17 protein-coding genes are annotated in these 24,084 nt (G+C 65.2%); 6 read left to right on the top strand and 11 right to left on the bottom strand.

Features of this window, described 5'->3' with window-relative positions:
• Positions 1-49 precede the first annotated feature (49 nt).
• From LY632_RS01960 to glnE, 7 genes are all read right to left on the bottom strand, one after another.
• Positions 50-784 carry an SDR family NAD(P)-dependent oxidoreductase gene (locus tag LY632_RS01960; protein ID WP_234092139.1) on the bottom strand — a complete coding sequence of 245 codons (735 nt, stop codon included), beginning with the start codon at positions 782-784 and terminating at the stop codon, positions 50-52.
• The gene (locus tag LY632_RS01965; protein ID WP_234092140.1) at positions 781-2,091 is read right to left on the bottom strand and encodes a cytochrome P450; all 1,311 of its coding nucleotides are present in this window, start codon (positions 2,089-2,091) and stop codon (positions 781-783) included. The genes LY632_RS01960 and LY632_RS01965 overlap by 4 nt, the downstream gene beginning before the upstream one ends.
• Complete coding sequence (locus LY632_RS01970; protein ID WP_234092141.1) at positions 2,091-3,632, bottom strand: acyl-CoA synthetase; 1,542 nt, start codon at positions 3,630-3,632, stop codon at positions 2,091-2,093. Before LY632_RS01970 ends, LY632_RS01965 begins: the two co-directional genes overlap by 1 nt.
• A 163-nt stretch (positions 3,633-3,795) precedes the next feature.
• On the bottom strand, positions 3,796-4,497 hold the full coding sequence (locus tag LY632_RS01975; protein WP_370636549.1) for a M23 family metallopeptidase: 702 nt from the start codon (positions 4,495-4,497) through the stop codon (positions 3,796-3,798).
• A gap of 102 nt (positions 4,498-4,599) precedes the next feature.
• On the bottom strand, positions 4,600-5,391 hold the full coding sequence (locus LY632_RS01980; protein ID WP_234093290.1) for a ferritin-like domain-containing protein: 792 nt from the start codon (positions 5,389-5,391) through the stop codon (positions 4,600-4,602).
• An 8-nt stretch (positions 5,392-5,399) separates the two neighbouring features.
• Positions 5,400-5,873, bottom strand: coding sequence for a peroxiredoxin (locus LY632_RS01985; protein WP_234093291.1), 474 nt, complete (start codon positions 5,871-5,873; stop codon positions 5,400-5,402).
• Complete coding sequence (gene glnE / locus LY632_RS01990; protein ID WP_234092142.1) at positions 5,873-8,560, bottom strand: bifunctional [glutamate--ammonia ligase]-adenylyl-L-tyrosine phosphorylase/[glutamate--ammonia-ligase] adenylyltransferase; 2,688 nt, start codon at positions 8,558-8,560, stop codon at positions 5,873-5,875. The genes LY632_RS01985 and glnE overlap by 1 nt, the downstream gene beginning before the upstream one ends.
• Positions 8,561-8,668: 108 nt before the next feature.
• Here glnE and LY632_RS01995 point away from each other — a divergent pair, with 108 nt between their 5' ends.
• The 3 genes from LY632_RS01995 to LY632_RS02005 all read left to right on the top strand — a co-directional run bounded on the left by LY632_RS01995 (position 8,669) and on the right by LY632_RS02005 (position 12,364).
• Entirely contained in the window at positions 8,669-10,357 is a 1,689-nt protein-coding gene (locus LY632_RS01995; RefSeq protein ID WP_234092143.1) for a M28 family metallopeptidase, read from the top strand.
• A 23-nt stretch (positions 10,358-10,380) separates the two neighbouring features.
• Complete coding sequence (locus tag LY632_RS02000) at positions 10,381-11,358, top strand: agmatine deiminase family protein (RefSeq protein WP_234092144.1); 978 nt, start codon at positions 10,381-10,383, stop codon at positions 11,356-11,358.
• A gap of 229 nt (positions 11,359-11,587) precedes the next feature.
• Entirely contained in the window at positions 11,588-12,364 is a 777-nt protein-coding gene (locus LY632_RS02005; RefSeq protein ID WP_234092145.1) for a thioredoxin family protein, read from the top strand.
• Here the strand turns inward: LY632_RS02005 and LY632_RS02010 are convergent.
• The 4 genes from LY632_RS02010 to LY632_RS02025 form a co-directional block, all read right to left on the bottom strand.
• A complete protein-coding gene (locus LY632_RS02010; RefSeq protein ID WP_234092146.1) occupies positions 12,361-13,101 on the bottom strand; it encodes a sulfite exporter TauE/SafE family protein in 741 nt (246 codons plus the stop codon). The genes LY632_RS02005 and LY632_RS02010 overlap by 4 nt on opposite strands.
• Before the next feature lie 15 nt (positions 13,102-13,116).
• On the bottom strand, positions 13,117-15,114 hold the full coding sequence (gene thrS, locus LY632_RS02015) for a threonine--tRNA ligase (protein ID WP_234092147.1): 1,998 nt from the start codon (positions 15,112-15,114) through the stop codon (positions 13,117-13,119).
• 305 nt (positions 15,115-15,419) lie between these two features.
• Positions 15,420-15,677 carry a hypothetical protein gene (locus LY632_RS02020; RefSeq protein ID WP_234092148.1) on the bottom strand — a complete coding sequence of 86 codons (258 nt, stop codon included), beginning with the start codon at positions 15,675-15,677 and terminating at the stop codon, positions 15,420-15,422.
• Between the two features lie 51 nt (positions 15,678-15,728).
• Complete coding sequence (locus LY632_RS02025) at positions 15,729-17,381, bottom strand: alkaline phosphatase (protein WP_234092149.1); 1,653 nt, start codon at positions 17,379-17,381, stop codon at positions 15,729-15,731.
• A gap of 99 nt (positions 17,382-17,480) precedes the next feature.
• Here LY632_RS02025 and LY632_RS02030 point away from each other — a divergent pair, with 99 nt between their 5' ends.
• From LY632_RS02030 to LY632_RS02040, 3 genes are all read left to right on the top strand, one after another.
• On the top strand, positions 17,481-18,212 hold the full coding sequence (locus LY632_RS02030; RefSeq protein WP_234092150.1) for an alpha/beta hydrolase: 732 nt from the start codon (positions 17,481-17,483) through the stop codon (positions 18,210-18,212).
• The gene (locus LY632_RS02035; RefSeq protein WP_234092151.1) at positions 18,209-19,207 is read left to right on the top strand and encodes an LLM class flavin-dependent oxidoreductase; all 999 of its coding nucleotides are present in this window, start codon (positions 18,209-18,211) and stop codon (positions 19,205-19,207) included. Before LY632_RS02030 ends, LY632_RS02035 begins: the two co-directional genes overlap by 4 nt.
• 126 nt (positions 19,208-19,333) lie before the next feature.
• Entirely contained in the window at positions 19,334-24,046 is a 4,713-nt protein-coding gene (locus LY632_RS02040) for an NAD-glutamate dehydrogenase domain-containing protein (RefSeq protein ID WP_234092152.1), read from the top strand.
• The last annotated feature ends 38 nt before the right edge of the window (positions 24,047-24,084 follow it).

Raw genomic sequence — 24,084 nt, forward strand, 5'->3', positions numbered from 1 at the left:
GTCGCCCTAGTGTCACCTTGCGCGCCCGAGGACGCGGAAAAGCGAGCAATTACAGCGTCAGCCCGCCATCCACCACGATGGTCTGCCCCAGGACATAGGCGCTCAACGGCGAGGCGAGGAACAGCGCCGCCCCGGCCATATCCGCCGGGGTGCCCATGCGGCGCAAGGGGATGCGGGCCAGCGCGCCTTGCATCCGTTCGGGGTTGTCGGTCGTCACCCTGGTCATCTTGGTGGCAACGAAGCCGGGGGCAATGCCGTTGACGCGGATACCCTCGCTGGCGAAGGCGGCGGCGAGGTTGCGCACCAGCGCCACCGCGCCCGCCTTGGACGCGCCATAGGCCGGGTTGCCGATGGTCGAGTGATAGGCGGCGGTCGAACTGACCGCGATCAGCGTGCCCTTTGCCTCGGCCAGCGCGGCGCGATACTTGCGGGCGCAGTCCATGATCGAACTGAGGTTGACGGCCAGCACCCGGTCCCACCCCTCGCGCTCGAACTCGGCGCGCTTGTATTCGACCGCGCCCTGGCAGCAGATCAGCACCTCGAGGCTGTCGAAGCCCGGCGCGCCGTCGATCTGGGCCGGATCGCTGACGTCGACCCGGGCATAGTGCAGCCCGGTGAGGTCGGAGCCGTCCTCGTCAGCATAGTCTGCCGCAGAGGTACGCGTTCCCCACACATGGACCTCGGCACCGCGCTCAAGAAAGGCCCGCGCCATGCCGTTGCCGATGCCGCTGGAGCCGCCGACGATCAGCACTCGCTGGCCGGAAAAATCGAGCGGGTCGCTCATGCTGCGGTGAACCTCACGGGAAGCGTCTTGAGCCCGCCGACGAAGGTCGAGGTCGACCGTTCGGGCTTGCCTGCCAGCTCGATGGTGTCGATCCGGTCGAGCAGCGTCTCGAACAGGATCTTCATCTCCAGCCGGGCGAGATGCAGGCCGAGGCACTGGTGCGCCCCCGCCCCGAAGGCGAGGTGCCGGTTGGGGCTACGCGCGGCGTCGAACTTGCGCGGATTGTCGAATTGGGCCGGATCGTGGTTAGCGGCGACGTAGTTCATCATCAGCCAATCGCCCTTGCGGATGGTCTGCCCGCCAAGCTCGGTGTCCTCCGCCGCGGTGCGCATGAAATGCTGCACCGGCGTGGTCCAGCGGATCGCTTCCTCGACAATGCCGCCGAGCAGCGAACGGTCGGCCCTGACCTTGGCCCATTGTTCCGGGTCCTGCGCCAGCGCCTGCATCGCGCCGGCGGTGCTGGCCGAAGTGGTATCGTGCCCGGCGGTGGCGACGATGATGTAATATCCCGCCATGTCGCGATCAGGCAGCGGTTCGCCATCGACGGTGGCATTGGCGATGACGCTGGCGACATCGTCGGTCGGATTGGCGCGGCGATCCCGGGCGATGCCGGCGAAGTAATCCTCGAAGCTCTTCACCGCACCCGCAACCAGCGTCAGCACCTGTTCCGGCGTCATGTTGTCGAGCCCCGTGCCCGAAAGGTCCTTGTCCTGCCCGCCGAACATCTGCTGCGTCAGCATCAGCATGCGCGGTTCGTCCACCTCGGGCACGCCGAGGATCTGCATCACCACATGCAGCGGATAGGGCGCGGAGACGAGCTTGGCGAAGTCGACCACCTCGCCGTTCGCGCCTGCTGCGATCAGCTTGTCGACCGCGCGCTGCGCAATCGTCCTGATCTCGCCCTCGATCTTCGCCAGGTTGCGCGGCATGAACCAGTCCTGCGTCAGCCGCCGGTACTTGGGGTGGATCGGGGCATCGAAGACGACCAGCGAATCGACCAGCATGTCGCTGCCCGTCGCGGCGCGCGAGAATTCGATTGCAGAGTTGAGGCTGAACACCACCGGGCGCGGATTGTTGAGGAAGGTGGCGTTGTCCTTGCTCATCCGCATCACGTCATCATAGCGGCTGACGAACCAGAACGGCTCGAACAGCCTTTCCTCCTCGGGCACGATCTTGGCGACCGGCATCTCGCGGCGGACCATGTCGAAGGTGTCGAGCAACGGGTCCCACGCGGCATAGGCGTGCGGGTCGATCAGCTCGCGGGCGATCTCGGTCGGGATGACGGGATAGTCGGCGGTGCTGGCCATCAGGCAATCTCCGCTGCGGCCCTGGCGGCGTATTCGTCGCGCAGCTCGCGCTTGTAGAGCTTGCCATTCGCTTCGCGGGGAAGTTCGGGCCGGAAGTCGAACAGGCGCGGCATCTTGATGCGCGACAGCTGCGGCGCGAGGAAGTCGCGCAGCTCCTGTTCGAACGCCTCGCCTGCCTCCGCCATGTCGATGGGCTGGACCACCGCGACCACCTGTTCACCCAGGTCCGGCTCCGGCGCGCCGATGACCGCTGCGTCCATCACCTTGGGATGGGTGACCAGCAGGTTCTCGATCTCCTGCGGATAGATATTGACCCCGCCGCTGATGATCATGTGGCTCTTGCGGTCGGTGAGGTAGAGATAGCCATCCTTGTCGACATGGCCGATATCGCCCAGCGTCATCCAGCCCTTGGGGTGCATCGCATCGGCGGTCTTTTCCGGGTCGTTGTGATAGGTGGGCAGGATGTCGTTCTCGAAATAGATCAGCCCGTCGGTGCCGGCCGGGACTTCCTCGCCATCGGGACCGCAGATGTGCAGCTTGCCATGGATCGCAACCCCGACCGAGCCGGGGTGGGTGAGCCATTCGGGCGAGCGGATCATGGTCATCCCGATGCTTTCCGATCCGGCGTAGTATTCGTTCACGATCGGGCCCCACCACTCGATCATCGCTTGCTTGACGGGAACCGGACAGGGCGCGGCAGCATGGAGCGCGCGCTTGTGGCTGGAGAGGTCGTACTTGCTCCGCACGGCTTCATCGAGCTTGAGCATGCGGACGAAATGCGTCGGCACCCACTGGCTGTCGGTGACCTGGTACTTCTCGATCGTCTGGAGCGCGAATTCAGGGTCGAACCGCTCCATCACCACCACCGTGCCGCCGAGCCGGTGGACGGTCGAGCACCAGCCGATCGGTGCCGCATGATAGAGCGGTGCGGGGGAGAGATAGACCATGCTGCCATCGCTGGGCATTCCCGCACCCATTACCGCGAGGCCGACCAGCGGGTTGACCGCTTCGATATCCGGATCTTCGGGCGGCGCTGGCCGCACGCCCTTGGGCCGCCCGGTGGTGCCGGAGCTGTAAAGCATGACCATCCCCGGAGCCTGGTCGGCAATCGGTTCAGCGGGCTGAGCGGCCAAGGCAGCCTCGAGATTCTCTTCGCCCTCTTCCCCGGCGATCAACACCGGCAGGTCGGGGCACTCGGCGCGGATGCCTTCCAGCACCGCGGCATATTTGGGCGAGGTGATCAGCAGCTTTGTGCCCGAATCCTTGAGGATGTAGGAAATCTCAGGCGCGGTCAGTCGGGTCGAGATCGGCACCAGCATGGTCCCGGCACGCTGCGAGCCCCACACGAGCTGGAGATAGTGGGCGTTATTCTCCATCAGCACCGCGAAGGCGTCGTTAGGTCCGAACCCGCGTGCGCGAAGCAGTTGAGCGAAACGGTTGGCATAGGCGTCCATTTCGCCATAGGTCACGGTCTCGCCCGTGCTCGCCATGATGATGGCGGCATGATCGGGACGTGTCTTGGCGTGCTGAATCGGGTGCATCGATGTCTCTCCTCAGTGGAAAGTTTTATCGAGCAACCTGTTTCGGGCAAGGGGAATCGGCAGCAAGGCCGCGACTGCAATGAAAAGGGCGACAGGTTGTCCCTGCCGCCCCTTCAAGACACCCTCTCCAAAGTGCCTGTGTCCCTTGCGGGATGCTCCGTGCTTAATCGCCGCCCATGGCAGCGCCTTCGTCGCCATCGCCCGACTGCTCGAAGGCCACCTGCGTAGCGCTTTCGACCATATAGGGGATCGGGTTGACGGCAACGCCGGCGATGCGGATTTCATAGTGGAGGTGCGGTCCGGTCGAACGGCCGGTCGAACCGACATAACCGATCAGGTCGCCCTTCTTCACCCAGCTGCCCTGCACCGCGACGATGCGCGAAAGGTGGGCGTAGCGGGTTTCCATGTCGTTGCCATGGCCGAGCTGGATGTAGTTGCCGTAGCTCGAATACCACTGTGCCATTTCGACGAGGCCATCGGCAGTGGCGTAGACCGGCGTGCCGGTCGGTGCGGCAAGATCGATACCCTTGTGCGCACGGCGGCCGCCAAGCACCGGATGGGTGCGCATGCCGAAGCTGCTGGTCAGCTTGGCATCGTCGAGCGGCATGCGCGACGGGATCGAGATGGTCACCGGCTGCGGCTTCGAACCGGTGTCGCGGTCGAGCTTTTCCCACTTGGCGAAAAGTTCCTGGAACTGCTCGTCACCCTTGCCGAGCGGCGAGTCGGCTTCTTCGACAGCTTTCTTGACTTCGACAGCGGCGCTGGTGGTAGTCGTGGTATTGGCATGGGCCGGAACGGCTGCGAGGGTGGAAACAGCGGCGATGAACGCCAGCGCACCCCGAAAAGCGGTTTTGGTAAAGATCACAACCCGTCCTTAATCTGGCGACGACCCGTGCCGCCTTGACCCGTTTTTGTGCGTGGGAACCAATCCCCGCTTTGTGTGTATGCGGGTTAACGGGACAAAAGTTTAGGAAGCAAGACCGTCGTAGAAGTCTCGCGATAGTCCGGCTTGAAGACGCGCTGAGTCGTTGAACGGCGGCTTAACCGACCCCCTGAAGTGCGATTCGACGAGGCTTCGCCAGCGATTCTGCGGCGATTCCCCAAGGGCTTGCGCAACCCTTACAAAGTGCTTGGTGCCAAAGCCGACGTGGCGAATTTCGTCGTCAAGGATTCTCTGAAGAATTCGCGCGCCCTGCAGATCGCCCTGCGCGGCGATCCGATCGCGCGCGGCGGGGGTTACGTCCAGCCCGCGCGCTTCGAGCACCATCGGCACTATGGCAAGCCGCGCCATCACATCATGCCTTGTCTCTTCGGCAGCTTGCCACAGACCGGCATGGGCCGGCAGCGCACCATAATGGCTGCCATGCGAACGTAGCTTTCGATCGAGCAACGCGAAATGCATCGCTTCATCTGCCGCCACAGACAGGAAGTCGTCGGTAAAGTCGCGCCGCATCTCAGCGCCAAATCGACCGACGATGTCGAGCGCCAGATCGATCGCGACGAATTCGATATGTGCCAGCGCATGCCATTGCGCGACGCGGCCGCGCTCCGATCCGCCTTTCCCGCGCTTGGGCATGCGGCTCGGAGGCAAGAGCTCGGGTTGGGCTGGCCAGGAGGGGCGGTCGGGTACGGCGACATCGAAACGCCAATCGAGCCGCCCCAGCCGCCACTGCCGCGCCACATCGCGCGCCGCAAAGACCTTGGCCCTCGGCTCGGCGGTCAGCAGGGCAGCGCGGATCGCGCTGGCAAGCGAAGGCAGTGTGCCGCTCAATGTGCCCGCGCAGCGGCCAGGACTTCCTCGACGTGGCCCTTGACCTTCACCTTGTCCCATACCTTGGCGATTCTGCCGTCGGGACCGACGAGATAGGTGGTACGAACCATGCCCATGTAGGTTTTCCCGTACATGCTCTTCTCGGTCCAGATGCCGAGCGCGTCCGAAAGCCCGCCTTCCTCGGCGTCGGTTGCGAGAGCCACGGTCAGGCCATGCTTGGCGATGAACTTCTCGTGCTTCTTCGGCGGATCCTTGCTTACCCCCAGCAGCGCACATCCGGCCTTGTCGAACTCGGCCTTTGCCGCAGAGAATCCGGTGGCTTCAGTGGTGCAGCCCGGTGTGTCGTCCTTGGGGTAGAAGAAAACCACCAGTTTCTGCCCGGCGTAGTCCGACGGCTTGACCGTCCCGCCTGCGGGCGTTTCCATGGCGATATCGGGCATGGGGTCGCCTATGTGCGGGAAACTGCTCATCATTCGATCTCCAGTGGTTGGTCAAAGACGGTCTGCCAGGCGGTAGCGACGCACTGCCGCGCCTGGCCCAGCGAACGCAAGAGCGACTTTGGGCTAGCGCATCGGCACGCCCCGGCAAGGACTTCTGCGGCGGCGCCATCAGGCATCTCGAGGTCCGGCGCTAGCAGGCGCACGCCGACGATCATGCGAGTGAGAAAGTCATGTGCCCCGACCGTTTCGTCCGACAGCAGTCCCGCCCGCACCAGTTCGCCGCATGCCTCGCCCAGCCGCGGAGTCATAGCCACATGGTCGCGCAATTGCAGATAGTGGATCAGGAACTCCAGATCGACCAGCCCGCCGCGCAGCAGCTTGGCATCAAGCGGCCCCTGGGCTGGCTTGTGCGCTGCCATCTCGCCGCGCATCGTCAGAACGTCTTGACGCAGCTTCGCGGTATCGCGCGGCATGGTCAGGACGTCGCGCAAAACACCCTCAAGCGCCCGAGACCCACCGGGCGGTCCAGCCACGACACGGGCGCGGGTCAGGGCCATATGCTCCCAGGTCCAGGCCGCTTCGTGCTGGTACTTGGCAAAGGCTTCGACGCTGACAGCCAGCGGCCCTTGCGCCCCCTGCGGCCTCAATCGCGTATCGATCTCGTACAGCGCACCTTCGGCCGTCGGCACGCTGAGCGCCGCGCTGACCCGCTGGGCCAGGCGATTGAAATAGAGCGTCGGACCGATCGGGCGCTGGCCGTCGGATTCGCCCTCGGGCGCGCCGGAAAAGAGGAATATCAGGTCGAGATCGGAGGCGTGGGTCAGCGCGCTGCCGCCGAACCGGCCGAGCCCCAGAACCTGCAGATCGCTACCGGCGATCCGGCCGTGAACCTGTTCGAACTCCGCGGCGGTTTCCTTGACAGCCACCTGCAACGCCGCCTCGGCGAGCCGCGACAGGCCTTCGGCAATATCGAGCGGATCGTGCTGGGCCTCGATCAATTGCACGCCCAGGGCAAAACGCTGCTCGCCGGTGACGATACGGATCCGGTCGAGCAGTTTCTCGTAGGGCATCGCCGGGTCGGTCCGCCCCATGGCCGCAACAAGCGTCGCGACATCGCCGGGCAGGTCGAGCGCGCTCTTGTCTATCAGGGTGTCGAGCAGGGCAGCATGACGCGTCAGTGCTTCCGCCAGCGGCGGAGCAAAGGCGAGCACGCGCAACAACTGGTCGAGCAGGCCGGGACGTGCGTCGAGCAAACGGAACAGGTTGATCGCGCTGGGCAGGTTTTCCAGCAACCGCTCGAACCGCACCAAGGCCCGATCGGGTTCGGGCGCCTTGCCGATGGCCGCGACCATGGACGGCAGGATCGCGCGGAAGGCATCGCGGGCGCTGGCAGAGCGCAACGTGCGGTAACGCCCGTCGAGCCAGCCTTCGATCCGCGTCGCCAGGCGGGCAGCGTCTTCCTCGCCAATCGCGGCCAGTTCTGCGGTCACCTCCGCGACAGGCCGAGCCCGGTCGGGACTGGTGGTGGTTTCCAGCAGGCGGTCGAACCTTTGGCCTACCGCCTCGGTCAACATCTCAAGTTCCGCCACCAGGGCCGGGCCATCAGCCAATCCTTCCAGCCGCGCGACATTGTCGAGCGCCTCGCCCGAGGGCAAAGCATGGGTCTGGCGATCATTCACCATCTGCAGCCGATGTTCGAGGACCCGTAGCCGGTCATAGGATTCGCCGAGCAGCACCGCGTCGTCACCCGCAATGATCCCGGCGTTGGCAAGTGCATCGAGTGCCGCGCGGGTGCCGCGATGCCGCAAGGCCGGGTTGCGCCCGCCATGGATCAATTGGTGCGTTTGGGCGAAGAACTCGATCTCGCGGATGCCGCCCCGCCCTTTCTTGAGGTCGAAGCCGGGTCCGGGCCGTTGCGGCCCCTTGTAAGCGTCGCGGATGCGGCTGGTCAGGCGGCCGATTTCCTCGATCGCATTGAAATCGAGGCTGCGGCGCCAGACGAACGGCTTGATGTCATCGAGGAAGGCCTCGCCCGCAGCGATATCGCCCGAACAGGCCCGCGCGCGGATAAAGGCGGCCCGCTCCCACGCCAGTGCAGAGCTTTCATAATGGCTCAGCGCGGCATTGCGCGAGATCGCCAGCGGGCTGACCTCCGAAGCCGGACGCAATCGCAAGTCGACACGGAAAACATAGCCCAGCTCGGTGACTTCGGAGAGCAGCGCCACGATCTCGCGGGCATAGCGCTGCGCCGCCTCGCCCGGTTCGTCGCGCTCGCGCCGTGCCAACCGTTCCGGATCATAGATCAGGATCGGATCGATATCCGAACTGTAGTTGAGCTCGCCCGCGCCATGCTTGCCGAGCGCGAGCGCGATGTAGCCGACGCTGGACGCATCCTCGACCTGGCGAGCAATGGCCGCCGAAATCGCCCGGTCGAGCGAACGGTCGGCCAGCCCCGAAAGCTCGCGCATGACCCGACCAACCGGGAACGCACCTGCCAGGTCGCCAACTGCCAGCGCCACTGCATAGGCGAGCCGTTGGCGCCTTAACGCGGGACCCGTGTCTTCGCCTTCTCCTTGCGTCGCGGCCCAGGCGAGGGCTTCATCCCCCATTCCTGCCGCCAGCAATTCGGCCAGATCGGGCTGGCGTTCCAAACCGCGCGCAAGAAAGGGGGCATGTGCCCGCGCCCGCTCCAGTGCCGATTGCCAGTCACCTGCCATGGCCTTGCCCTGCCTCGGCTGTGGCATGAGCGCAAGCGCCCTTGCGCCGGCGTGATGGCTTTGCGAGAAGCCAAGCAGCACAAGAACACAACACAGGGATGCCCATTGATGAAACGCTTGATCCTGGCTGCCACGGCAGCGCTCTCGCTTGCGGCCTGCGATGCCGTGCCCGGTACGGGCGGCGACGACACGCTCGATATTCCGGAAGTTGCCGACGGCGACCTCTCCGAAGCGACGATGAAGGAAGTCACCCAGACGCTCTCGAGCGACGAATTCGAGGGCCGCATGCCGGGTACGCCAGGCGAAGAGAAGACCGTCGCCTATCTCATAGAAAAGTTCGAAGCCGCCGGCCTCAAGCCCGGCAATGGCGACAGCTGGGTGCAGGACGTCCCGCTGGTCGAGATCACCGGCAAGGACTTTGCTCCGCTGACCGTGACGGGTGAAGGCGTCGACTTGAGCTTCGCTCCTTCCAAGGACTGGGTTGGCGTTTCCTACAAGGAACAGGTGCAGACCTCGGTCAAAGACGCTGAGCTGGTGTTCGTCGGTTACGGCATCAACGCGCCTGAGAAAGGCTGGAACGACTACGCCGGCGTGGACATGAAGGGCAAGATCGCGGTCATTCTCGTCAACGATCCCGACTTCGGCACCGAAGGGCTAGAAGGTCCGTTTGGCGGCAAGGCCATGACCTATTACGGCCGCTGGACTTACAAATACGAGGAAGCGGCGCGGCAGGGTGCCGCCGGGGCGTTGATCATCCATGACACCGATCCCGCCTCTTATGGCTGGAACGTGGTCGAATCGTCCTGGACCGGTCCGCAAGCCTATGCCCAGCGTGGCGATAACCCGCCGCCGCTGACCGACATGAATGGTTGGGTGCAGAAAACCGTCGGCGAGCAAATTCTCGAGGCTGCCGGACAGGACTTTGCCAAGCTCTCGGCTGCTGCGAAGGAGAAGGGCTTCAAGGCAGTGCCCCTCGGGCTGACCGCTTCGACGAGTTTCCGCAACGATATCCGTACCTATAATTCGCAGAACGTGATCGGCATCCTCCCGGGCACCGAGCGGCCAGACGAATATGTCATCCACACGGCCCACTGGGACCACCTCGGCCGCTGCACTCCAGCACCCGATGGCGATGACATCTGCAACGGCGCGGTCGACAACGCGACCGGCACTGCAGCGCTCGTCGCGCTGGCTGAAGCGCACGTCAAGGCCGGCGCGGCAAATCGCAGTCTGGTCTTCCTGGCGGTCACCGCCGAGGAGCAGGGGCTCCTCGGCGCAGACTATTATGCCGCCAACCCGGTCTTCCCCCTCAGCCAGACGGTCGGCGGAATCAACATGGACGCCTTCCTGATCGCGGGTCCGTCGAACGATGTGACCGTGGTCGGCCAGGGGAAGTCGCGACTGGAAGAGTTCCTCGAAACCGCACTCGCCGCCGACGGGCGCACCATCACTCCGGATCCCTCGCCCGAGGCAGGCTATTACTACCGTTCGGACCACTTCGCCTTTGCCAAGCGCGGCGTGCCGATGCTCTATGTCGATGGTGGCGAGGACCTCAAGGAAGGTGGCCGCGCCGCTGGTGAAGCGCTGGCCGAGGAATATCGCGCCAACCGCTATCACGGACCCAAGGACGAATATTCCGAGGACTGGGACTGGTCGGGCGTGATGGCCGATTTGCAGCTGTTCTACCGCATCGGTCGCATGCTGGCCGACAGCAGCAGCTGGCCGAACTGGGTCGAAGGCGACGAGTTCAAGGCGACGCGCGACGAAAGCTGCGCTGCCGACGAAGCCGGTTGCTGACCAAAGTCAGGGGAAGCCGAGACATGTCGATCCTCATGCCGCCCGAGTGGGCGAAACAGGACTGGCTGTGGATCGGCTTCCCGCACTTGGCCGACGAATGGCCGGGCTTTCTCGAAGCCGCGCAGGAGCAGATCGCGGCCTTCGCCAGCGCGGTTGCGGAGAGCGGGCAGGAGGTCCGCCTTCTGGTCCGCGACGAGGCCAATGAAGCCCGCGCGAGGTCGCTTGTTTCGAGCAAGGTTACGCTGGAGCGCCGGGTTTATGGCGACATCTGGTTGCGCGACACGGGGCCACTGGTGCGCGCTGACGGAACCGCACTGCGCTGCCGCTTCAACGGCTGGGGCGAGAAGTACGAAATGCCCGGCGACCAGACTATCGGGGCGGAAATCGCCCGCGATGCCGGTGTGAAGGTGGTCGAAAGCGACTGGATCCTCGAAGGCGGCGCGGTCGATGGCGACGGGACCGGGCTGGTCGTGACAACCGAGCAGTGCCTGCTCAACCCCAATCGCAATCCGCAGCTGTCGTGTGAAGATATCGAAATGCGGCTCGCGCGTGATCTTGGCTACGGGCGCGTCTTGTGGCTCGGCGACGGACTGATCAACGATCACACCGATGGGCATGTCGACAATCTGGCGCGATTTGTCGCGCCCAATCGCCTGGTCGTGCCTCGCGCAACCGGCCAGAACGACCCGAATGCCGCGATCTATGCCGAAGCCAAGGCCCGGGCCGAGGCCTTCGGAGTCGCGGTGGAGGAAATCCCTTCGCCTGGCCTGATCGAACGGGACGGGCGGGTCGAACCCGCCAGCTATGTCAACTTTGCGATCACTTCGAACCTCGTCGTCGTGCCGACCTTCGGCTCGCCGCATGACGGCGAGGGCGTCGCTGCAATCGCCGCCCTCTTCCCCGGCCGCGATACGATCGGCCTGCCGGGCGAAGCGGTCCTTGCCGGTGGCGGCGGCTTCCATTGCGCCAGCCAGCAGATGCCGACGCTCCCCGCGCGTTAAGGGTATCTTAGGGGGCGGGGCGCATTCTCGCCCGATGACCAAAGCCCGCGCCATTGCCATCGCCAACACTGCCGCCGAAGAATTGCGCGGTGTGATTGTGAGCGGCTGCGCGCTGGTGCTGATGCTCGCCGCCACCTGGCAGCCCTTTTGATCGCACTCACCGCGCGCCCGTAACCAGGGAGAGCGCCAAGGCGAACACCCTGTCGACAGGATCGACAGGATCGCACCGATGCAAAAGCTGATTTGGATAGCCCTTGCCACTGGGGCCGCCCTGTTCACCGCGGCGACCGTGGCCATGAACGACACTGCGGACATGGCGCTGCAGCGTGCGAAACCGGCTGCTGCCGCCCCGCTCGACGGGAAGCGCCCGGTAGTGGTCGAGTTCTTCACCAGTCAGGGCTGCTCCTCGTGCCCGCCGTCGGACCGCCTGGCCGCCAAGCTGGCACGCGAGCCCGGCGTGTTGGTGATCCAGCGACCCGTGACCTATGGGGACCGGCTCGGCTGGGCCGATACGCTGGCTTCCCCCACCAATACCGCGCTGCAGCAGGCCTATGCCCGCAGCGGTCTTGCCGGGCGCAACGGGGTCTATACGCCACAAGCCGTGATCGCCGGCCGCGGCGGGCTGGTCGGCTCGCAAGAGCGCGCCTTGCGCCAGCAGATCGCCGAGGCGGGCAAGCTGGCAGCCCCGGCTGTTCGTCTCCGGACCAAGCCGGATGGCGTCACGGAGATAATGATCGATGGAACCGGCATCGGGCGTGCGCAGGTCTTGCTTGTAGGTCTCGATAGCGACGAGACCGTGTCGGTGAGCCGGGGCGAGAACGGCGGCCGCAGCCTCAGCTACACCAATATCTGGAAAGGCGAGCGGGCGCTCGGCACCCTATCTGGCGGCGAGGCCAGCTTCATGGTCGATGCGGCGGAGAAAATCATCGCCGGGGCCAATCGCTATGCCGTGATCGTGCGGCAGGGCAAGGCGGGGCCGATCCTTGCCGGCCAAATTCTTCCCTAGAACAGCTTGATGATGGCCACGAGGGCAGTGGCACCCAGCACCAGCCCGGTGAACCCGCGCCAGGCCTTGTCCGACACGCGTCCCGATGTGTGTGTGCCGGCCCAGTTGCCCAGAAGAACCAGCGGGAACAGCAGCAGCGAAAGCACCAGCAATTGCCACCCGAGCACGCCCAGAGCGGCACCCGAACCAAGCCCTGCGACGCAAGCCACTGTGAAGATCAGCAACATCGAGGCCTTGGCAACCTGCCGCGGGATATGCCGCCCGACGTAGTAGGGCACCACCGGCGGTCCCGGCATCCCGGCGAAACCGGTGAGCAAGCCGGCGCTGATGCCCACAGCGCCCGTCGCCACCGCCCCCGGCGCATCAGCGGCGCGGGTTGGCAGCATGATGGCACCGAAGGCTAACAGCGCCACCATGGCAATCAGCAGCCGCGCGATATCGGGCGGCGTTGCAGCGAGCGCCATCAGCCCCGGGCCGGTCGCCAGCAGCACCAGCCCGGAGATGATCCACGCCGACCGCTCCGCATGGGCCAGGAACTGGCGGATCTCGGTCAAACCGATGAACAGGCCCAGGAAATTGACCAGCAGCACCGATTCGAGCGGCATCAGCGCCAATGCCAGCACCGGCACCAGCACGATCGCCATGCCGAAACCGGTCACACCGCGCACGAAGGAGGCGATGAGCGTGGCGATGATCGCCACCCCGAGCTGGATCAGGCTGAAGCCCGCGATATCCACCCCGCTATGTCGCGATCAACGCAAATCGGGCGGGGTCGCCTCGGACCGGATCATGGCGATCGCTTCATCGAGGGGCATCACCTTCTGGTGCTCGGCGCCCAGCGTGCGGACGGCGACAGTGCCTTCCTCGGCCTCGCGCTTGCCTACCACCAGCAAGTGGGGGACCTTGGCGAGGCTGTGCTCGCGGACCTTGTAGTTGATCTTCTCGTTGCGCAGGTCGCTTTCGACGCGGATGCCGGAAGCTTCCAGCTTCGCCACGGCTTCCTTGGCGTAATCGTCGGCTTCGGAGACAATTGTCGCCACCACGGCCTGGGTCGGGGCGAGCCAGACCGGCAAGCGGCCGGCAAAATGCTCGATCAGAATGCCGATGAAGCGTTCGTAGCTGCCGAAGATCGCGCGGTGAAGCATCACCGGGCGGTGACGCTCCCCATCTTCACCGATGTAGCTTGCATCGAGCCGTTCGGGCAGCACACGGTCGGACTGGATCGTGCCGACCTGCCATGTGCGGCCGATGGCGTCGGTCAGGTGCCATTCGAGCTTGGGGGCATAGAACGCACCTTCGCCCGGCAGTTCTTCCCAGCCGTATTCCTCGGTCGCGAGCCCGGCGTCGATCACCGCCTGACGCAGCTCGTTCTCGGCCTTGTCCCAGTCCTCGTCCGATCCGAAACGATGCTCGGGCCGTAGCGCCAGCTTCACCGCATAGGTAAAGCCGAAGTCCTTGTAGACCTTGTCTGCCAGCTTGCAGAAGCTGCGCACTTCGTCGACGATCTGGTCCTCGCGGCAGAAGATGTGCCCGTCGTCCTGCGTGAACTGGCGCACGCGCATCAGTCCGTGCAGCGCCCCGTGCGGTTCGTTGCGGTGGCAGCACCCGTTCTCCACCAGCCGGAGCGGCAGATCACGATAGGACTTGATGCCCTGCTTGAAGATCAGCACGTGCGCCGGGCAGTTCATCGGCTTCAGCGCCATCCACTGTGCGTTATCGGAAACGATCGGGCCCTCGTCCTCGGTGTTGGGCACCTCGTCCGGGATCACGAACATGTTCTCGCGGTACTTGCCCCAGTGTCCGCTCTTCTCCCACTGGCGGGCGTCCATCACCTGCGGGGTCTTGACCTCGCGGCAGTCGGCTCCCTGCACCGCGCGGCGGATGTAGTCCTCCAGCATGCGGTAGATGGTGTAGCCCTGCGGATGCCAGAAGACGCTGCCATGCGCCTCTTCCTGCAGGTGGAACAGGTTCATCTCGCGGCCCAGCCTGCGGTGATCGCGCTTGGCGGCTTCCTCGAGCTTGTGGAGATGCGCGTCGAGCTGCTTCTTGTTGAGCCAGCCAGTCCCGTAGATGCGCGTCAGCTGCGCATTGCGCTGGTCGCCGCGCCAATAGGCCCCGGCGACACGCATCAGCTTGAAGGCCTGCGGATCGAGCTTGCCGGTGCTGGCAAGATGCGGCCCGCGGCACATGTCGAGCCAGTCGTCACCCGACCAATAGACCGTCAGTTCCTCGTTCTCGGGCAGTTCCTTCGCCCATTCGGCCTTGAACGTCTCGCCTTCAGCGGTCCACTTTTCGATCAGCTGCTGGCGGCTCCAAACCTCGCGCCTCAGCGGCTTGTCGGCGCGGATGATCTCGCGCATCTTTTCCTCGATGGCGGGCAGATCGTCCATGCTGAAGGGGTCGCGGCCTTCGGGGGCCTTGACGTCATAATAGAAGCCGTCGTCGGTCGCCGGGCCGAAGGTGATCTGCGTGCCCGGCCACAGTGCCTGCACCGCCTCGGCCAGCACATGCGCGAAGTCGTGGCGGGCGAGATCGAGCGCGTCGGCCTCGTCCCTCGCGGTCACCAGTTCCAGCTCGGCATCGCCATCGAAAGGCCGGTTGATATCGCGTAGTTCACCGTCAACGCGCGCAGCGATGGCGGCCTTGGCGAGGCCCGGGCCGATCGCGGCAGCGATATCGGCGGGCGTCGAACCCGGTTCCACCTCACGCACCGAGCCGTCGGGCAGGCTGATCTTGAGCAATTCCGTCATTGGTTTCGTTCCGTCACACTTGGCCGCGCCTTTTGCACATGCGGGCGCGCGCCGAAAGGGGCGACGAGGGTGGGGAGGGAATTAACCGGGAGGCTTCGCCGCATGCCGCCCGATCCCGGGCGGCAGCAGGTCGTGTTCAGCCCACGACCAACCGCCCCCGAACCCCGGGGGTGGTGGTGGTAGTGGTGGCGAACTGGTTGGCCATGACGGCGAAATAGGCCGGGCGGTGCAGCTTGGCAAGACGCATGCGAAAAGGGGGCCCCGCCGATGGCGGAGCCCTCAAGCCGTGCAACTTGCCCAGGGGGTCAGGCAGTTGCAGGGGTAGGATTGGCGCCCGACTGGCTCGGGGTCGCGGGAGTCGTGCCGTCTTCAGCGGCCTTTTTGTCCAAGTGCTTCTTGAGGAAATAACCGCCCACGCCCATCGCCAGCATGGTGGGAATGCTCAAGCGGGCGATCATGGCGGGAACGGCTGCGCCCACTAGTGCGCCAGTGGTGCCATTCACGCCGCGGGTTTTTTCCGCGATATTACCGCCGATAATGGCGCCGATCATCTTGCCAATCATGGTTGTCTCCTTTGTTGCCCTACCAACGGCAAAAGGAAGCGAGAGTTCCTGCTAGATATCGAGCGTGCGGCTTCCGGCAGCGGTGGAAACACGCTTGGTCCCGAACAACCGGGGCGAGCGTTGCCGGACGGTATCCATGAAGCGGTATTCGCTGGTGGCCCTGGCCGGCGTCAGTTCCACCGCCATGTAGCCCCGCCGTGCGCTGTCCATCCATTTGAGCTGGGGGTTTTCGTCCACCATGCCCTTGGCCAACCGGTCGGCAGGAATGCCGCCGAGATAGGTTTCGAGACCGGGCGAAGAAACGCTTTGCCCGCCGAACTCGACCCCGACCCTGGCACCGCCATGGTCGAGTTCGAACGCCCAGGCATTGTGCGTGTCGCCTGTCAGCACGACAAGGTTGGCGTCTGCCTCCAAAGAGGCCTGGAACAGCCTTTCCCGCGCGACCGGATAGCCATCCCACGCGTCCATGTTCGATGGTAGTCCGGCCTTGCTCGCCATCATGGCCGCTGCCAACCGCTGCCGCACGAAGTCGGGCAGCCTGTCGCTGATCGCGGCCTCGATGATCGACGGTGCGCGCGAACTGCCCATCAGCACCTGCTGGGCGAGCACCTGCCACTGTTTTCCGGCAACGCGCGAAGCCTTGAGCCCTTCCGCCAGCCATGCTTCCTGCACCGTCCCCAGCATGCTGCGCGACGGATCGAGATAGTCGCCCTGGCGGAACGCAGTCAGCGCCTGCATCACTGTCTCGGGGTCGCTCTTGCCAGCGAGGATCCCGGCCACGCTGAACGGCTTGGCCCGGGCGGTCAGGCGCGTTTCGAGCCGGAAGATGGTCGCCAGATCGCCGATTTCGTAGCTGGCCCAATCGGCATCGCTGACCGGCAGCCATTCGCGATAGGCCTGCAGCGCCACCCGCTTGCGCATTGACCAGTCGCCCTCGCTGTCCGGCTGGTGGTTCTGCGCCCCTTCGGCATAGCTGTCATTGGCGGTTTCGTGATCGTCCCACACCATGATCATGGGATAGAGCTGGGTCAGCCGCTGCAGGTCCGGGTCGCGGCGATAGATCGCGTGGCGGGCGCGGTAATCGGCCAGCGTGACGATTTCGCTAGCGGGGTTGAGGACCCGCCCGGCGACGGTCTGCTCGGTCGAAGGATAATTCCCGGGCTGATATTCGTAGAGATAGTCCCCGGTGTGCACCACCAGATCGAACTCGTCCGCTTCTGCGGCATGGCGATAGGCGTTGAACCAGCCGAAACCGATGTTGGAGCAGGAAAACACTGCCATGCGGAACCGGTCTGTCGGACCCTCGGGCAGGGTGCGGGTGCGACCCTCGGGCGAGACATTGCCCGCGCTGTCGATGAAGCGGTAGCTGTGCCAGCTGCCCGGCTCGAGCCCGGTGGCAACCGGCTTGATGCACCAGTCGCGCTCGGGCGTCGCCTCGACCTCGCCGCCGGCAACCACACGGCCCGCGCTGTCCTTGACCTCCCACCGGACCATGGTCGGCTGCTCCGCCTGGTAACGGCTCCATAGCAGAACGGAGCTGGCGGTGGGCTCGCCGCTGGCGACGCCATGGGTGAAGCCGCGTTCGCCCGATTGCGCGGACAGCGGCATCGCGAACAGACCGGTGCCCAGCAGACCGCCCCTCAGCAGGCTGCGCCGGTCCAGCGGGAGGAGCGGGGCGGCGGCAGGCGGTTCGGTCGGGATCATCGGGCTCTCCTCTTCTCTCGCTCCATCCCTTAGCTGGATGAAGCCCTTGTGACAGCACCGGCTTTACCCTTCTGCACCAAACGGGCATGTCATCGGGCCATGAGCGATGTCCAGTATTACGCCATGCCCGCAGGCCACCAAATCGCCTATCGTCATGCTGCCGGGGCCAGCCCGACACTTGTGTTCCTGCCCGGCTACATGTCCGACATGGACGGCGGCAAGGCGACCGCGCTGTTCGAATGGGCCAGGGCGCGGGGGCAAGCCTGCCTGTTGCTCGACTATTCAGGGTGTGGCCGCAGCGATGGCACATTCGCCGAAGGCACTTTGTCGAAATGGCGCGGCGAGGTACGCGAGCTGATCCGAACCAAGGTGGATGGACCGGTGATACTTGTCGGCTCGTCGATGGGTGGGTGGCTGAACCTGATGGTCGGCATGACGCTCGGTCAGCAATTGGCCGGCTTGATCGGTGTCGCTTCGGCCCCCGATTTCACCGAATGGGGCCGCAGCGACGCTGACAAGTGCAGGCTGGCGGCCGGTGAAACGGTGCTAGACGACAATCCATACGGACCGGAACCGACCCCCATGCACCCGGGCTTCTGGGCCGATGGCCAGGCCAACCTGCTGCTGGGCGGGAACATCCCCATCATGTGCCCCGTTCGGCTGTTGCATGGCCAGAACGATGCGGATGTGCCGTGGGACATTTCCATGCGCCTTGCCGACGCGCTGCAATCGAAGGATGTCGTGGTGACGCTGGTCAAGGACGGCGACCATCGCCTGTCGCGCGAGCAGGATATCGCCCGGCTGCTTGCCATCGTGGAGGAATTGCTGTGACCCGACTATCGGTGCTCGACCTTATCCCGGTCCGCGAAGGCGGCACCGTCAGCGAGGCTTTCGCCGCCAGCGCACAACTCGCCCGCACTGCCGAAGCCGCCGGCTACCATCGCTTCTGGATCGCCGAACATCACGCCATGGAGGGGATCGCCGGGGGCGCGACGTCGGTCGCCATCGCTCACATCGGCAGCGTCACCAGGACCATCCGCATCGGGTCTGGCGGGATCATGCTGCCCAACCACACGCCGTTCCAGATCGCCGAGCAGTTCGGCACGCTCGACGCGCTCTATCCGGGACGCATTGATCTGGGGTTGGGCCGGGCACCGGGTGCAGGGCCGGAACTGCAAAGGGCGCTGCGCAAGAACCTCCACGCCGCATCGGAATACTTCCCGCAGGATGTGATTGAACTTCGCGCCCTGCTGACCGGCGATCAGGACCTGCCGATCAGGGCCACGCCCGGACATGGTTCAAATGTCGAGCTGTGGATGCTCGGCTCCAGCCTGTTCGGCGCGCAACTGGCGGCCCGGCTGGGCCTGCCCTACGCCTTCGCATCGCATTTCGCACCGGACCATCTGGACGATGCACTGGCCATCTACCGGCGCGATTTCCAGCCCTCCGCAACGCTCGACCGGCCGCGTGTGATGGCAGCGATGCAGGTCATCTGCGCGCCGACCGACGATGAGGCGCAGTTCCTTGCCTCCAGCCAGGCGCAGGCCTTCGTCCGCCTGCGCAGCGGCAAGCCGGGCAAGCTGCCGCCACCCATCAGGAACTATTGCGCCGGCCTGCCTGCCCAGGCGCAAGCCATGCTGGCCCATCTCGAACAGGCCGCCGCGGTCGGCTCGCCCGAGACAGTGCGTAACCGCATTACCGCCTTCACCGAACGCACGAGGGCCGACGAGATCATCGTCGCCGGATCGACCTATGACCCCGCCGCACGTTGCCGCTCGCTGGAACTGACCATGGAAGCGCTGCAAACCATCGGGGCGGAATGCTAACAACGGGTGCAAGCATGCGCTTGCGACCCCCGGGACAAAGGCCTATCGGCGAAACAATACTGCGTTAGACGGCAATCATATAATAGCCGCGGCGCGGGACAAGCCCAGCAGAGGAGCGCTCGCAGGATGAGCACGACCGACGAAATTTCCGCCACGGAAGCGGACCCCAAACTCGTCAAGCAACTGGCCGCCAAGCTGAAGGACTCGCTCCTGCCCGGCGACGATCCCCTGACCAGGGAGGAGATCGACGAGGCGGCCAGGTTCATCCTTGCCACCGCCGCGCAGCGCAAGCCCGGCGAATCGGCCGTTTCCCTGAAATCGGCTCTGGGGGAGCGGCGCATCCTGCGTATCGCCCTCGTCAATGACGACATGCCGTTCCTGGTCGATTCGGTCGCCGCGACCATCGCTGCGCACGGTCTGTCGATCGACCGCCTGCTGCACCCGGTGCTACGGGTCGCGCGCGACGACGGCAACACCCTCACCGGGTTTCCCGGCAAGGGCGCTCCGGTTCCCGCCGAATCGCTGATCTATCTCGAGACCGAGCGGGTCGATGCCCGCCTGCGGCGCGAGATCGAGCAGGCGCTCAAGGTCACCCTCGCCGATGTTCATGCGGCAGTGGCGGATTGGCCGAAGGTGCAGAAGGTCATGCTGGCCGATGCAGAGGCCATCGAAGCGCAGGACGCTGAAGGCGCTGAACTGCTGCGTTGGCTCAATGACGGGATGCTGACCCAGCTGGGCCACCTGACCCGCCATCGTGACGGTTCGACCGAGGAAGTGCTCGGCATCTGTCGCAAGAGCGCCAAGCAAATCCTGGCCGATGCTTCCTTCGAGCGCGCCTTCGAGTGGTTCGAGCGGAAGGGCAAGGCGGCTCGCCAGCTACCGCTGATCGTCAAGGCCAACCGCATGTCGAATGTCCATCGCCGGGTGCCGCTCGATCTGTTCATCGTGCCTCGGATGGAGGGAAGGAAGGTCATGGCCCTTTCGGTCCATGCCGGTGTCTGGACCAGTGCAGCGCTCGCCACCAAGCCCGCCTCGGTACCGCGGCTTCGCAGCCAGCTCGACGCGCTGATGGAACAATACGACCTCAATCCCGTCGGCCATGCCGGCAAGGCACTGGTCCATGCCTTGACCGAGCTGCCGCACGATCTGACCATCAGTTTCTCGCAGGCCAACATCAGCCGTCTCGCGACCACCATGATGAGCCTGGTCGATCGGCCGCGTCCACGCCTGGCGCTGGTCGAGGCCCCGCTGGCCCGCCACCTGTTCGCTTTCGTCTGGTTGCCGCGCGACCTGATCTCGACCGACCTGCGACACCGTGTCACCTCGATGTTGGAAGAGGGCACAGGGTCGGAGCTGATCGACTGGAGTCTCGACGTCGAAGGCGGCAACCTGGCGCTATGGCGTTTCGCGTTCGATATTCGCGAGGTGCGCGACTCCTATGACGAGGACGCGCTCGAGGACCGGCTGCAGGAAATGCTGCGTGGCTGGACCGAAGCGGTCGAAACCGAACTGGCCAGGAATCACGAGCCCGGTCGGGCCGCGGCGCTGGCCACGCGCTATGCCGAGGCCTTCCCGCTCGGGTACCGCACCGCCTATGGCGCGCTGGAAGCGGCGACCGACATCGATCGCCTTCGCCGCCTCCTCAGCCATGCTGCCGAAGACGATGGATCGGGGCACCGGCGCGATGCACGGCTCTATCGCCTGAGCGGCGATGCCGAAGACCAGCTACGGATGAAGGTGTACCAGGACGAGGGTGCACTGCCATTGTCGGATGCAGTCCCGGCGCTGGAGAATTTCGGCTTCCGCGTGCTTTCGGAAATGCCGGCCCCGCTGGAAGGCGGCTCGCTCGGCACCGTGCATGACTTCACCTTGAGCCTGTCGGACGGCGCGGACGGGGAAACCATTCTCGAACGCGCCGAGGCGATCGAGCAGGCCATCGCCGGAGTGCTCAACGGCATTGCCGAAGACGATTGCTTCAACCGGCTGGTGGTTTCGACTGCGCTGAGCGCGCGCGAGGCCGAGTGGCTGCGCGCCTTCTATCGCTACCTGCGCCAGACAGGCATGGGCTTCACCATCTACACCGTGGTCGATGCCCTGGCCCGCGCGCCGGAAGTGACCCGCGCGCTGGTGAAGCTTTTCACTGCCCGCCACGATCCGGCCTTCGACGGCAACCGCAGCGAGGCCGAAGCTGCGGCAGTGGCGGCAATCAAGGCAGGCCTCGCCAAAGTGGCAGCGATCAACGACGACCGCTTGCTGCGGCTCTATCGCAGTGTCATCGACGCGATCCTGCGCACCAATGCCTTCGCGCCGGCCGGGCGCGAGGCGCTCGCCTTCAAGATCGCTTCCGCGTTGGTCCCGAACCTGCCGAAGCCGGTGCCGTGGCGCGAGATCTGGGTCTATTCGCGCCGGGTCGAGGGCATCCATCTGCGGTCCGGCCCGGTCGCGCGTGGCGGCCTGCGCTGGTCCGACCGACGCGACGACTTCCGCACCGAAATCCTCGGCCTGATGAAGGCGCAGAAGGTCAAGAATGCGGTGATCGTGCCTTCCGGCGCCAAGGGCGGCTTCTATCCCAAGCAATTGCCCGATCCCGCCCGCGACCGGGACGGCTGGGCGGCCGAAGGTCAGGCGAGCTACGAAGTCTTCATCCGCACGCTCCTGTCGGTCACCGACAACATCGTAGAAGGCAAGGTCATCCATCCCGAGTGCGTGGTGATCCATGACGGCGAGGACCCTTATTTCGTCGTCGCTGCCGACAAGGGGACTGCCAAGTTCTCCGACGTGGCCAACGGCATCGCCCAGAGCAGGGATTTCTGGCTCGATGACGCTTTCGCCAGCGGTGGCTCCAACGGCTATGACCACAAGGCGATGGGCATCACCGCCAAGGGCGCCTGGGTCAGCGTCCAGCGGCATTTCCTCGAGATGGGGACCGATGTGCAGACGGAGCCTGTGGAAGTAGTCGGCTGTGGCGACATGTCGGGTGACGTCTTCGGCAACGGCATGCTGCTGTCGAAAGCGATCAAGCTGGTCGCCGCCTTCGATCACCGCCACATCTTCATCGATCCCGACCCCGATCCGGCTGCGAGCTGGAAGGAGCGCGCACGCATGTTCGAGCTGCCACGCTCCAGCTGGGACGATTACGACAAGAGCCTGATCAGCAAGGGCGGCGGGGTATTCCCGCGCAGCGTCAAGACCATCAAGCTGTCGAAGCCGGCGCAGAAGGCCTTGGGAATCGAATCCGCCGAAGTCGATCCCGACACGCTCATCAGCGCCATCCTCAAGGCCCCGGCCGACCTGCTGTGGTTCGGCGGTATCGGTACCTATGTGAAGGCCGCCAGCGAGAACAACGTGCAGGTTGGCGACCCGTCGAACGACGCCTTGCGGGTCGATGCCAAGGAATTGCGGGTCAAGGTGGTCGGTGAAGGCGCGAACCTCGGCGTCACCCAGGCAGCACGGATCGAGTTCGCGCTGGGCGGTGGGCGCATCAACACCGACTTCATCGACAATTCGGCCGGAGTCGATTGTTCCGACAACGAGGTCAACATCAAGATCGCCCTCGCTGCAGCCAAACGCGACGGCAAGCTGACGGAGAAGAAGCGCGTCGCCCTGTTGGCCGAGATGACGGACGAGGTTGCCGAAATCGTGCTCGAAGACAACCGGTTGCAGGCGCTGGCACTGTCCATCGCCGAGCATGGCGGGGCCGACGCGACAGCGTCGCTGCTCCGGGTGTCGGAACGGCTCGAAGAGCTCGGCTACCTAGACCGGCGGACCGAGGGGCTGGCGGACAACCAGACCCTCAATCGCCGGGCATCTGACGGTCAGGGACTCACCCGGCCCGAACTGGCTGTGCTCCTGTCCTATGCCAAGCTGGCGCTGCAGGATGCGATCGAGAATAGCGACCTGCCCGACGACCCGGCGCTCGAACGCAATCTGGTCGAGTATTTCCCGGCCCCGATGCGCAAGGCCTACAGGGCGCAGATCGACGGCCACCGGTTACGGCGGGAGATCGTCGCCACCGACCTCGCCAACCGCATCGTCAACCGCATGGGCATCGTCCACCCTTACGAACTGGCGGAAGAGGAAAGCGTCGGCCTCGCCGATATCGCCACCGCCTTCGTCGCGGCCGAAAGGCTGTTCGATGTCCGCCCGATCTGGGACGAGCTCGACAAGGCCAAGATGCCCGAGCTCACCCGCGTGATGATGTTCAACCGCGCGGCCGTGGCGATGCGGATCCAGATGGCCGACGTGCTGCGCGCCAGCCCCGGCCTGACCGCGCCAAGCAAGCTGGTCGAGGAGCTCGGCAAGAATGTCGAGAAACTACTCACCGACACCGACCAGTTGATGGGTGCCGAAACCCGCGCCCTGTCCGGCAGGCTCCGCCAGGAATTCGCCGAGGCCGGTGCACCCGACAAGCTCGCCGCCCGCATCGCGCATCTCTTCGATGTCGATGGCTCGGTCGGGCTCGCCAAGCTGGCAAGCGACGCCGGGATCGATCCGCGCAACCTGACCAATGCCTTCACCACGCTGGGACAGGAACTTGGTCTCGCCTGGGCGCAGGGGACCGCCGCCCTCATGAACCCCTCGGATGTGTGGGAGCGCTTGCTGGTGGCGGGCCTTGCGCGCGACTTCCAGCAGATGCGGCTCGAATTCCTGCATCGGATGACACGTCGCAAGGGAATGAAGGAGAATCCCTGCGCGACGGTCACCGACTGGCTCGAGGACAACGCCCCCGCGATCCGGCAGTTCAAGGCCATGATCACCCGCGCGCAGGTCCACACCCCGGTTGCCCCTGCCATGCTGGCGCAGATTGCCAGCCAGGCCCGGACAATCCTTTCGCGCTAGGCACGCCGACGATGCACGCTTGACGACAGGCCATGCCC

The organism is Erythrobacter sp. SDW2, from assembly GCF_021431965.1.
In the GTDB taxonomy this organism is placed as follows: domain Bacteria; phylum Pseudomonadota; class Alphaproteobacteria; order Sphingomonadales; family Sphingomonadaceae; genus Parerythrobacter.

What these genes read in the sequence shown, in the direction of transcription:
- LY632_RS01985 (WP_234093291.1), bottom strand. Translation starts at nt 5,873, where the DNA reads ATGAGCAGTTTCCCGCACATAGGCGACCCCATGCCCGATATCGCCATG.
- LY632_RS01995 (WP_234092143.1), top strand. Translation starts at nt 8,669, where the DNA reads ATGAAACGCTTGATCCTGGCTGCCACGGCAGCGCTCTCGCTTGCGGCC.
- LY632_RS02000 (WP_234092144.1), top strand. Translation starts at nt 10,381, where the DNA reads ATGTCGATCCTCATGCCGCCCGAGTGGGCGAAACAGGACTGGCTGTGG.
- LY632_RS01965 (WP_234092140.1), bottom strand. Translation starts at nt 2,091, where the DNA reads ATGGCCAGCACCGCCGACTATCCCGTCATCCCGACCGAGATCGCCCGC.
- LY632_RS02005 (WP_234092145.1), top strand. Translation starts at nt 11,588, where the DNA reads ATGCAAAAGCTGATTTGGATAGCCCTTGCCACTGGGGCCGCCCTGTTC.
- glnE (WP_234092142.1), bottom strand. Translation starts at nt 8,560, where the DNA reads ATGGCAGGTGACTGGCAATCGGCACTGGAGCGGGCGCGGGCACATGCC.
- LY632_RS02020 (WP_234092148.1), bottom strand. Translation starts at nt 15,677, where the DNA reads ATGATTGGCAAGATGATCGGCGCCATTATCGGCGGTAATATCGCGGAA.
- LY632_RS02030 (WP_234092150.1), top strand. Translation starts at nt 17,481, where the DNA reads ATGAGCGATGTCCAGTATTACGCCATGCCCGCAGGCCACCAAATCGCC.
- LY632_RS02025 (WP_234092149.1), bottom strand. Translation starts at nt 17,381, where the DNA reads ATGATCCCGACCGAACCGCCTGCCGCCGCCCCGCTCCTCCCGCTGGAC.
- LY632_RS01970 (WP_234092141.1), bottom strand. Translation starts at nt 3,632, where the DNA reads ATGCACCCGATTCAGCACGCCAAGACACGTCCCGATCATGCCGCCATC.
- LY632_RS02040 (WP_234092152.1), top strand. Translation starts at nt 19,334, where the DNA reads ATGAGCACGACCGACGAAATTTCCGCCACGGAAGCGGACCCCAAACTC.
- thrS (WP_234092147.1), bottom strand. Translation starts at nt 15,114, where the DNA reads ATGACGGAATTGCTCAAGATCAGCCTGCCCGACGGCTCGGTGCGTGAG.
- LY632_RS01960 (WP_234092139.1), bottom strand. Translation starts at nt 784, where the DNA reads ATGAGCGACCCGCTCGATTTTTCCGGCCAGCGAGTGCTGATCGTCGGC.